The 10296-nt window shown below is 25.8% G+C and carries 12 protein-coding genes and 1 rRNA gene; 1 reads left to right on the top strand and 12 read right to left on the bottom strand.

What is annotated here, in order from left to right:
* Position 1: 1 nt before the first annotated feature.
* The 8 genes from ACTT90_RS06250 to rrf form a co-directional block, all read right to left on the bottom strand.
* The gene (locus ACTT90_RS06250; protein ID WP_440937915.1) at positions 2-700 is read right to left on the bottom strand and encodes a transaldolase family protein; all 699 of its coding nucleotides are present in this window, start codon (positions 698-700) and stop codon (positions 2-4) included.
* A gap of 5 nt (positions 701-705) precedes the next feature.
* Entirely contained in the window at positions 706-2100 is a 1395-nt protein-coding gene (locus ACTT90_RS06255) for an NAD(P)(+) transhydrogenase (Re/Si-specific) subunit beta (RefSeq protein ID WP_440937916.1), read from the bottom strand.
* A gap of 9 nt (positions 2101-2109) precedes the next feature.
* Complete coding sequence (locus ACTT90_RS06260) at positions 2110-2412, bottom strand: proton-translocating transhydrogenase family protein (protein WP_440937917.1); 303 nt, start codon at positions 2410-2412, stop codon at positions 2110-2112.
* Between the two features lie 2 nt (positions 2413-2414).
* Positions 2415-3503, bottom strand: a complete 1089-nt coding sequence (locus tag ACTT90_RS06265; protein WP_440937918.1) for an NAD(P) transhydrogenase subunit alpha — start codon at positions 3501-3503, stop codon at positions 2415-2417.
* 11 nt (positions 3504-3514) lie between these two features.
* Positions 3515-3625, bottom strand: coding sequence for an aa3-type cytochrome c oxidase subunit IV (locus tag ACTT90_RS06270; RefSeq protein WP_440937919.1), 111 nt, complete (start codon positions 3623-3625; stop codon positions 3515-3517).
* Positions 3626-3628: 3 nt separating this feature from the next.
* Positions 3629-3754, bottom strand: a complete 126-nt coding sequence (ykgO, locus tag ACTT90_RS06275) for a type B 50S ribosomal protein L36 (RefSeq protein WP_440676600.1) — start codon at positions 3752-3754, stop codon at positions 3629-3631.
* Entirely contained in the window at positions 3744-4637 is an 894-nt protein-coding gene (locus tag ACTT90_RS06280) for an NAD-dependent epimerase/dehydratase family protein (protein WP_440937920.1), read from the bottom strand. The genes ykgO and ACTT90_RS06280 overlap by 11 nt, the downstream gene beginning before the upstream one ends.
* 10 nt (positions 4638-4647) lie before the next feature.
* Positions 4648-4762, bottom strand: a 5S ribosomal RNA gene (gene rrf, locus ACTT90_RS06285).
* 90 nt (positions 4763-4852) lie between these two features.
* On the opposite strand from rrf, the gene ACTT90_RS06290 reads away from it, so the two are divergent.
* Positions 4853-5866, top strand: a complete 1014-nt coding sequence (locus ACTT90_RS06290; protein ID WP_440937921.1) for a GDP-mannose 4,6-dehydratase — start codon at positions 4853-4855, stop codon at positions 5864-5866.
* Here ACTT90_RS06290 and ACTT90_RS06295 read toward each other — a convergent pair.
* From ACTT90_RS06295 to ACTT90_RS06310, 4 genes are read right to left on the bottom strand one after another with little or no spacing between them, the layout of a single operon-like run.
* Complete coding sequence (locus tag ACTT90_RS06295; RefSeq protein WP_440937922.1) at positions 5863-7041, bottom strand: glycosyltransferase; 1179 nt, start codon at positions 7039-7041, stop codon at positions 5863-5865. The two genes, ACTT90_RS06290 and ACTT90_RS06295, sit on opposite strands and share 4 nt — an antisense overlap.
* A complete protein-coding gene (locus tag ACTT90_RS06300; RefSeq protein ID WP_440937923.1) occupies positions 7034-7993 on the bottom strand; it encodes a class I SAM-dependent methyltransferase in 960 nt (319 codons plus the stop codon). Before ACTT90_RS06300 ends, ACTT90_RS06295 begins: the two co-directional genes overlap by 8 nt.
* A gap of 3 nt (positions 7994-7996) precedes the next feature.
* On the bottom strand, positions 7997-8935 hold the full coding sequence (locus ACTT90_RS06305; protein ID WP_440937924.1) for a GDP-L-fucose synthase family protein: 939 nt from the start codon (positions 8933-8935) through the stop codon (positions 7997-7999).
* Positions 8928-10196, bottom strand: a complete 1269-nt coding sequence (locus ACTT90_RS06310) for a class I SAM-dependent methyltransferase (protein WP_440937925.1) — start codon at positions 10194-10196, stop codon at positions 8928-8930. The genes ACTT90_RS06305 and ACTT90_RS06310 overlap by 8 nt, the downstream gene beginning before the upstream one ends.
* Positions 10197-10296 lie beyond the last annotated feature (100 nt).

Consider the following 10296-nt stretch of genomic DNA (forward strand, 5'->3'; position numbering starts at 1 on the left):
ATTAAATCCTGAAATTTGATTTCTTGCTATCCTTAAGAAAGCTTTTAACAGTTTCTCTTGTAAGAAATTCAAATGATTTTCCAAACTTTTCAATTTTTTCTATTATTGTAGGAGGTACAGTAATTAAGTGGCACCCTAGTTGCTTAGCTTGTAAAAAATTATATGGTTCTCTAACACTAGCCCATAATATCTCAACATTTTTATAGCTTTTAGAATGAGAAATGCTTCTTTTAAATTCAGGTAATGGATCTTTCCCTGTATCTGCTGCTCTACCACCAAAAATCGAAATTATTACTTTAGTTTTTTTATTTAAATTTTTTAAAATTTTTTTAACTTGAACAAAACTATACACAGCAGTAATGTTTAACTTAATATTCATAGAATTTAGTTCTTTAATTAATTTTCCCATAAAAAAACCTTTTGAATTTACTATTGGTATTTTAACAAAAACATTTTTTCCCCATGAGTTAATAATTAAAGCTTGTTTTTTCATTGAGGTATAGTCATCCCCAAATACCTCAAATGAAATAGGTTTTTTGCAAATTTTTAATATTTGTTTTGAATACTTAGAATAATCCTTTGCTCCTGCTTTTCTCATCAAGCTTGGATTAGTAGTAAATCCTTTAACTATTTTTTTTTTATTAAATTTTTTTATTTGTTTTATATCAGCGATATCACAATATATTTTTGTACTTCTCATTTAATTTATAAGTTTTTTGTTATATCTTCAGTCATTTTTTTGGCATCCGCAAATAACATCAAAGTATTTTCCTTATAAAACAAATCATTATCTATCCCTGCATAACCAGGAGATAAACTTCTTTTCACAAATAAAACTGATTTACATTTCTCAACATCGAGAACAGGCATTCCATAAATTGGGCTTTGTGGATCTGTTTTAGCAACAGGATTTGTAACATCATTTGCTCCAATCACAAATGCCACATCTGCATTTGCAAAATCGTTATTTATTTCTTCTAATTCAAAAACTTCATCATATGGAACATTGGCCTCTGCTAATAATACGTTCATATGTCCTGGCATACGCCCAGCAACTGGATGAATAGCATATGAAACTTTAATACCATTTTTCTTAAGAGTATCTACCATTTCTCTTAAAGCATGTTGAGCCTGTGCAACAGCCATTCCATAACCAGGAACAATTATTACTGATGATGCATTTTTCATTAAAAATGCTGCATCATCTGCATTTCCACTTTTTACAGGTCTTTGCTCTTTATTTTGACTTGCGCTAGACTGCTCAGTTGCACCAAACCCTCCTAAAATAACATTAAAGAATGATCTGTTCATTCCCTTGCACATTATATAAGAAAGAATCGCTCCTGAAGAACCAACCAGTGCTCCTGTAATAATAAGAGCAGAATTTTCAAGAGTAAACCCAATTCCTGCTGCTGCCCATCCTGAGTAAGAATTAAGCATTGATATAACTACAGGCATATCTGCACCACCAATTGGTATAATAAGTAAAAAACCTATCAAAAATGAAACGCTTAATAAAACCCAAAATAAATTTGATGATTGTGTGGTACATAAAAAATAAGTTAATATTACAATAGAAATCAATATTAACGCATTCAAGAAGTGCTGACCTCTAAAAGTTATGGGAGCTCCAGACATTATTCCCTGTAACTTTAAAAAAGCTATTACAGAACCAGAAAAAGTTATTGCACCTACAGCTGCACCAATCGACATTTCAATTAAACTAGCTAGCTTAATATTTCCTGGTACTCCTAAATTAAATGCCTCCGGATTTATGAACGCTGAAATAGCTACAAAAACAGCAGCTAATCCTACTAAACTGTGAAAACCAGCAACTAATTCGGGCATAGCAGTCATTGGTATTTTATATGCAATAAATGCTCCTATTGCTCCTCCAATTAAAATAAAAATAACTACATAGACAAAACTCGTTGAAAAACTTCCTACTGATAAGAAAGTGACTGTTACTGCAATTACCATTCCAATTATTCCAAAAAGATTTCCTTGTCTAGAAGTTTCAGGTGATGAAAGGCCTCTTAATGCTAATATAAAGAGAACACCAGATACTAAATAAAATAAAGCTGATAAGTTTGCTGACATAGATTAAAACTATTTTTTTTTCTTTTTATACATCGCTAACATTCTTTGAGTTACTAGAAAACCTCCAAATATATTTATTGCTGCTAATGTAATTGCTAATAATCCAAAAATACTTGATGTATTAAAAACAGTATTTTCAGTGCCAGCTAATGCTGCTATTATTGCTCCAACAATTATAACTGATGAGATAGCATTAGTTACTGACATTAAAGGGGTATGAAGAGAAGGAGTTACGCTCCAGACAACATAATAACCAACGAATATAGATAAGATGAATATACTTAGTCTAAATATAAAAGGATCTATTTCCATATTTATTTTATAATTGTTTTATCAATTATTTCGTCCTCAAGGTTAATATTAATTTGTTTTTTTTCTTTATCATATAAATTTAATATAAAATTATAAATATTTTTTGAGTAAAGATTAGATGCAGAAACAGGTAATTTGTTCAAAATATTTGAATCTCCCATTATTTTAACACCATTTCTTTCTATTATTTCATCTACTTTAGTTGCAGATGTATTTCCTCCTTGCACAGCAGCCAAATCATAGATAACTGAGCCAGAATTCATGTTATTCAACATGTTTTCTTTTAAAATTACAGGTGCTTTTTTTCCAGGAATTAAAGCTGTACATATTACAATATCAATTTTTTTTAGTGTTTCACTTAAAAGTTCCTCTTGTTTCTTTTTAAATTCTTCAGAAGCTTCTTTAGCATAACCCCCTTCAGTTTCTAAATTTTCAGATCCTTCAACAGTTAAAAATTTTCCTCCTAAACTTTCAACTTGTTCTTTTGATGCAATTCTAACGTCTGTTGCAAATACTATTGCGCCCATTCTCTTTGCAGTAGCTATTGCTTGAAGTCCAGCTACTCCCGCTCCTACTACTAAAACCTTAGCAGCTGGAATGGTCCCTGCAGCTGTCATCATCATGGGAACAGCTTTTCTAAAACTACTAAAAGCCTCTACTACAGCTTTATAACCCGCTAAGTTTGCTTGAGACGAAAGTACATCCATTGATTGTGCCCGTGTAATTCTTGGAAGTAATTCTAAAGAGAAACACTTCACTTTATCATTAGTCAGTTCATCTAATTCTTTTTTATTCTGGAAGGGATTTAATACACCAATAAGTATTTTATCTTTAGATATATTATTCAACAATGATTTAGATGGCAAAGCTAATTGAGCTAAAATTTCTGATTTTTCAATAACTGACTTTTCAGAATCTAAAATATTTACGTTTAAAGATTTATATTCTTGATCATTAAAACCTAGATGGACTGCATAATTTTTTTGAATATTTACCTCAAAGCCATTTGCAATAAATTTTTTTGCTATTTCAGGTGTAATGGCTATTCTACCCTCTAAATTTAAATTTTCTTTTATAGAACCAATCTTCATTAAAGAAGTCCTTATAGCAGGAAAACTGCCATCAAAATTAAAACTAACACAACAGCAATAGTTCCCCAAGTAACAAATTTTGTAAAATTATTCCAGGTTTCTTTATGGTTTTCGTTGTCCATAAGTTACTTTTGTCTAGCTTTAAATTTTGGATTCGTTTTGTTTATTATATAAACTCTACCTCTTCTTTTTACGAGTTTAGAGTTTAGATCTCTTTTTTTTATGGATTTTAATGAGCTTTTAATTTTCATAATTTGCACCCTTAATAAACGAACTGATGTAATCTTGCAAATTTATTTTACCATATCTCCTAATTATTTTATTTTTATGGGAAAATTTAGTTAATGCTGAAGCATATCTTTCACCCAATCTGGGCTTTAAAAAAGAAATTTTACACTTAAACATCTTCGCAACGTTTAAAATTGAGTAAGATTTTCTGTTAGAGATGCTATAATGTCGACATTTATTTTTTTTCCAGGCCTCATAACAAACTTCTATAGTATCATGAATATGTGTAAATCTCCTAGATTGAGATCCGGGTCTTACAACTGTCAATGGTTTGCTTTTTTTATATTGATCTTCAAAAATTCCTATGACTGTTGCCATCTTTCCAGTTTTAATTTGATTAGGTCCATAAACATTATAAAAATAAACTACTTCAAATTTAAAATTAAACCATTTTTTTAAATTTTCTAGTAGTTCTAAATTTTTAGCTTTTGTGAATGCATATGGAGACAAATTTTTATCGTTACCTGAATTTCCAAGAGAAGCGGAAGTAGCTGAATAAATTAATTTAACTTTATTATCCAAACAAAACTTAAATACAGATTTACTTCCTACAGTGTTTGAGTCATAACATTTATCAAAATTCTCAAAACTTTGATAAATTCTTGCAAATTCACCAAAATGAAAAATTGTTTGAATTTTATTTTTTTTAGTACTTAAAATTTTTAAAATATTTTTTGTATCACCTTTAATATATTTTACTCTTTTATTGTTGATATGATTTTTTTTAGATCCCGAAGAATAATTATCAATACTTAAAATTTTATTTTTTGTTTTTTTAAGTAAATATCTAATCAAATTCGAACCAACGAAACCGGCTCCACCTGTAATTACTATCAGATTTTTCATTTTAAGAATAGCCTGGCAATGTCCTACTCTCCCATATCTTAAGACAAAGTACCATCGGCGCTGAAAGGCTTGACTTCCGAGTTCGGGATGGGATCGGGTATTACACTTTCGCAATAATCACCAGGCGGGACTTATGTACCCTAAATACTCAAAAAGTAAAGTTAATTCACAAAAAAAATCTTTTAATTCTTAAAATTTAATATAAATCAATTTGTATGAAAAAAACTGCACTTATTACAGGAATATCTGGGCAAGATGGAGCGTATCTAGCTAAATTTTTACTAGAAAAAAATTATAAAGTAATTGGAACTGATAGAAGATCAGCAAGATCAGTAAATTGGAGATTAAGAAGACTTGGTATAGAAAATAAAATTATTTATGAAGAAATGGAACTTGGGGAAATTTATGAAATTCAAAGAGTATTCGGTAAGTATAAACTAAACGAAGTTTACAATTTAGCAGCTCAATCTTTTGTTGGCACTTCTTTCAGCAGTCCTTTAAACACAGCAAACATAACAGGCTTAGGTACATTAAGAATTTTAGAAACGATAAGATCAACTGACCCTAAAATTAAATTCTATCAAGCATCTTCATCTGAAATGTTTGGAGATGTTCTGGAAAAAAAACAAAAAGAAACAACACCATTGAACCCTCAAAGTCCATATGCAATTGCAAAAGTTTTTTCTCACTACTTAACACAAAATTACAGAAATTCTTATGGTATGTTTGCTACATCAGGCATACTGTTTAACCATGAGTCTCCATTAAGAGGTGAGGAATTTGTAACTAGAAAAATAATCATTGGATTAATTAAAATTTTAAAAAAAGAGATAAATTATTTTGAATTAGGGAATCTTTATGCAAAACGTGATTGGGGTTATGCGAAAGAATATGTCGAAGCCATGTGGAAAATGCTTCAGATGAATAAGCCTGATGACTATGTAATTTCAACTGGAAAAACTTATTCTATTAAAGATTTTATAAATAAGGCTACAAAATATCTTAAAATGAATGTTGCATGGAAAGGAAAGGGTTTAAAAGAAAAATTGATCGACCTTGATAAAAATCAAGTAATTATAAAAATTAATCCAAAATACTTTAGACCAGCAGAAGTAAATATTTTAATTGGTGACTCGAAAAAAGCTCAACAAAAACTTAAATGGAAACCCAACACTAATTTAGACCAGTTAATACAAATTATGATAGATGATGAATTAAAATATTCTTAACAAGTTAATATTTTTTTATAACTGTTGAAAAATTGAAATTCAAAATTTAACTCATTATTAAAAGAATTCATCATATTTTTTTTTATTTTATTATATCTCCTTTTATCATTAATCAGAGAAGTAATATTTTTTGCTATTGACATGGGATCATCAGATTTAACTAAATTAAATATATCATGTTTTTTTTTAAATTTCTTAAAATCTACATTATCATTTACAAGCATAGGTTTTTTGAATAATAAATAATTATTAAACTTCTGAGAAGTTCCAGCCATATGTCTATGGCTTAGATTGTGATTTTCATAAAAACAAAGACCTAGGTTTGAATTCGATAAAATTTCAAACCAAATGTCTCTATCAATATTCTTTAATAAAAGTATTTTTTTATTTAAATTATTTTTATCAATTATTTCTTCTAAATATTCCACATAATTACCCAATGATATACCTCCAATTATTATTAAAAAGTTATTATTAATATATTTTGCTGATAATATTATTTGTTTAATGTTATGAGATGGTCCAATTGAGCCTAAATGACATATAATTTTTTTTTTTTTTGAAACAAAATTTCTATATTTGGAAAATAATTTTTTACTTACAATTGGTTTATAATTTCTAGGGAAACAATTCTTAAATTCATAAAAAAATTTAATACTCTTATTGGTATATTTATTAAAAATTTTAGCTCTTTCAAAAGTTGGAAAAATATAAAAATCAGAAAAACCTGACAAAAAAAATTCAATTTTTGAATTTAGTTTTTCTTTGTAACTTTTTAAATTCTTAGAAATATTAAAATCAAAATTATGATAAATAAAATTATCTCCTTTTTTTTTGAAAAAATAAAATAAAAATTGACAATACAAAGCATTATAATTAAAAAAAATTATATTTTTAGGTTTAATCTTTAAATATTTTTTTAAACAAAAAAATGAAAAAAAAATTAAGTTTAAAAAATTAAAAAAAAAATTTTTTTTCTTTAAATAAGTATTAAATTTAATGATCTTACAACTTTTTCCAAAACTCAAGTTTTTTGAAAGATCATTGTATTTGTCGGGTGCTTTTCTAAATAGATATACATTATACCCTTCTTTATCTAAATATTTTGATAAAAAAACCAAAGTTTGATAGAAGTCAGGATTTCCCCATAAGATTAAAAAAATTTTTTTATTCATTTTTTTTTAAGTAAACAATCTGTGATTTAAGATAACAATCTTCCATATCAATTTTTTTGTTTTTTAATAAAATTTTATTTAATAATTTTTTATCATTATTTATTAATTCCAAACCTATTGGGCAAAACTCCAAAATAGTATATACTGAAAATAAATTATTGTTTTTAAAAATTTTCATATAAGTATTCCCTGTTTTTTTTGAGAATAAATTTTTTTTCACAAATAAGCCTCCTGCACCAAAATTTTTTATTTCTTCTTTTAGAGACTTAATATTTTTATTAACATATTCTTTATAATTTTTTTTTTTTAAAATTATATGATTAAAACCATTTTTTAAATTATCACGACCAGAAAAATGGTCACCACCAAAACAATACCACAAGGGTCCATAACTTGAATAGATCATTCCATCTTTCTTCAACATTTTACATAAATGTTTCATGGTCTTATCTAATTTTGTTAAATGTTCAAATACAGCGTCACTAATAATAAAATCAAATTTCTTTGAAGTTTTTAATTTTAATATGTCCTTTTGATAAAGTTTTACTTTAGTATATGATTGTTTTTTTTTTATAAATTTTTTTATTTTTAACCAAGATGAAGAATAATTTAATAAATCAACACCCTCTATATATTTTGGTTTGAATCTTAACCAAGATATTACATCCAAACCATCTCCACATCCTAATAAAAGGATTTTTTTATTTTTTATACTTTTAAGTGAATCAAGTTTTTTTTTTCGACTTAAAGGGGAAAAGCCTTTTGACGGAAGAACTAAATCAAATTTATATTTTTGATTAATAAAAAAATTTTTATAAATAATTTTGTAGAAATTTTTTCTGATGATTTTGTCAAGTAAGTCTCTAATTATATTTCTGGTTGAGTTTTTAAAATGATTATTTAAATCTATATAATCTTTAGATACATCTAATAAATTTTTTTTAATTTTCAAAGTTTATAGATTTATATTTAATGATTGTAATACTTTTTCCAAACCTTCATCTAAACTTATTCTAGATTTCCATCCATATTTTTTTGCGATAGCAGTATTTAATATTTTACGAGGAGTTCCATTGGGTTTAGTGTTATCATATATAATATCTAAGTGTATTTTAAATTTTTTTATTAAAAATTTTGCATATTGTTCAATTGTTTTTTCAATACCACTACCAACATTTATAAGGCTTTCTTTAGTTTTTTTGTTTAAGAAATAAATGCAAGCATCTGCAAGATCATCAACATATATTAATTCTCTTTTTGCTCTACCATTGCCCCATATAGTGATTGATTTTTTTTTATACTTTTTTGCCTTTAAAATCTTTATTATTAATGCAGGATAAAAATGTGAAGTCAACAAATCATAATTATCGTTAGGCCCATAAGTATTGGTTGGCATTAAACATTTGTAATTAGTGCCGTATTGAAAATTATAACTTTCACACATTTTAATTCCAGCTATTTTTGCAATTGCATATGGCTCATTAGTTTTTTCTAATTCGCCGTTTAACAAATAAGTTTCTTTAATCGGTTGTTTACAATTTTTTGGATATACACAACTTGATCCTAAAAAAATCATATCTTTAATACCAGTTAAAAAAGATGAATGGATTATGTTATTCTGAATTGATAAATTATCAAATATGAAATCAGCTTTATATCTGTTATTTGCATAAATGCCCCCGACTTTAGCTGCAGCATTTATTACTGCATCTGGTTTGTTCTTTTTAAAAAAATTTTCTACCTCATTTTGTTTTCTTAAGTCTATCTTTTTTTTTGAAACAGTGAGTATTTTTTTATAACCATATTCTTTCAATTTTCTAACAATGGAAGAGCCAACAAGTCCATTATGACCGGCTACAAAAATTTTTGAATATTTATTTATTTTCTTATTCATGGTGTTTATAATTTTTTTTATTTATAATTTGTAATTTTGGTAATGGAAAAATTAATGAACCATTGTTAATAATATATTTCTTTTCTCTTTTTATTATTTCTTTTTTAAAATGCCAAGGTAAAACTAATTTATAATCAATCTTGTAGTTTTCTGAATCTAACTCACTTATAATTTTAATATTACTTCCTATAGTAATTGCTCCAATTTTTGATTTATTTCTCTCAATTGCATAAGGAATCATTTGATTATTTATTCCTAAAAATTGGAGAATAGTATTACCTTTTGTGGAAGCACCTAAAATAAAAATAGTCTGTTTATTATCTAAAATTTTTTTTATTTTTAAATATATTTTTTTTTTTATATTATTAATTTCTTTGTTAAATTTTTTATAAATTTGTACATTTTTAATTTTTAAGATCTTTTCTATTTTAAGATACTTGTTATACAGATATCTATCTTTATCATTATCTCGGTAATAATTGTTTTTATGAGTTACATAACAACGAATACTTCCACCATTAATAGTGTTTTTTGAAACTTTAAAAATTTTTAATTCATTTTTATTCATTAGATACTCTAAACTTGTTAACGAATAGTATTCTAAATGTTCATGACAAATTGTATCAAAAGATCTTAATTTCAACATATCAATTAAATAAGATAATTCAAAAACCCAAACACCATTTATATCAAGATTTTTTTTAATTTGTTTTACAAATAAATTTGGGTCATCTAAATCATAAAACATAGCAATAGAAGTTATAAGTTGAAATTTAGTATTATTTATTTTGTTTACTTTTTTTTTAGGTGGATAAAAATCATTAATTATTGATATCTTTTTTTTATCAATTTTTTTTACAATTTGACTTGGATCAATTCCATATTTTTTAAATCTTTTATCATAAAAATTTAACAAAGTTCCATCATTACACCCTATGTCTAAAACATTAACTTTTTTTTTATTTGCAAATTTAGAAATATCTTTGACGAGATTTTTTAAATGCATCCGCATTGTTAAATTAATCCCTGATTCATACCAATAATTTTTATAAAGAATATTTTTATTGGTTGTATGTCGTAATTGAACTAAAGAACAATTAACGCATAAGACTAATTGAAGAGGAATTCTTTTCATGAACGGTTTTGGATTTTTTTTTTTTAAAAATGATCCTTGTATATATTGTTTATGCAAATCAATTACACCTAAGAGTTTAGATGATTTACATATTCTGCATTTTTTTATTTTCGTGAAGGTTTTCATCTAATTATTTAAATTGAAAATTTTGTTATAACAATCTTAGTACATATTTCATATCAAAAATATTTAATAAAAAACTTAATATTAATGTAAAAATTTATAT

Source organism: Candidatus Pelagibacter sp. (genome assembly GCF_052049935.1).
Taxonomy (GTDB): Bacteria; Pseudomonadota; Alphaproteobacteria; order Pelagibacterales; family Pelagibacteraceae; genus Pelagibacter.

Coding starts and splice junctions, on each gene's coding strand:
- ACTT90_RS06250 (WP_440937915.1), bottom strand. CDS start 700: ATGAGAAGTACAAAAATATATTGTGATATCGCTGATATAAAACAAATA.
- ACTT90_RS06255 (WP_440937916.1), bottom strand. CDS start 2,100: ATGTCAGCAAACTTATCAGCTTTATTTTATTTAGTATCTGGTGTTCTC.
- ACTT90_RS06260 (WP_440937917.1), bottom strand. CDS start 2,412: ATGGAAATAGATCCTTTTATATTTAGACTAAGTATATTCATCTTATCT.
- ACTT90_RS06265 (WP_440937918.1), bottom strand. CDS start 3,503: ATGAAGATTGGTTCTATAAAAGAAAATTTAAATTTAGAGGGTAGAATA.
- ACTT90_RS06270 (WP_440937919.1), bottom strand. CDS start 3,625: ATGGACAACGAAAACCATAAAGAAACCTGGAATAATTTTACAAAATTT.
- ykgO (WP_440676600.1), bottom strand. CDS start 3,754: ATGAAAATTAAAAGCTCATTAAAATCCATAAAAAAAAGAGATCTAAAC.
- ACTT90_RS06280 (WP_440937920.1), bottom strand. CDS start 4,637: ATGAAAAATCTGATAGTAATTACAGGTGGAGCCGGTTTCGTTGGTTCG.
- ACTT90_RS06290 (WP_440937921.1), top strand. CDS start 4,853: ATGAAAAAAACTGCACTTATTACAGGAATATCTGGGCAAGATGGAGCG.
- ACTT90_RS06295 (WP_440937922.1), bottom strand. CDS start 7,041: ATGAATAAAAAAATTTTTTTAATCTTATGGGGAAATCCTGACTTCTAT.
- ACTT90_RS06305 (WP_440937924.1), bottom strand. CDS start 8,935: ATGAATAAGAAAATAAATAAATATTCAAAAATTTTTGTAGCCGGTCAT.
- ACTT90_RS06310 (WP_440937925.1), bottom strand. CDS start 10,196: ATGAAAACCTTCACGAAAATAAAAAAATGCAGAATATGTAAATCATCT.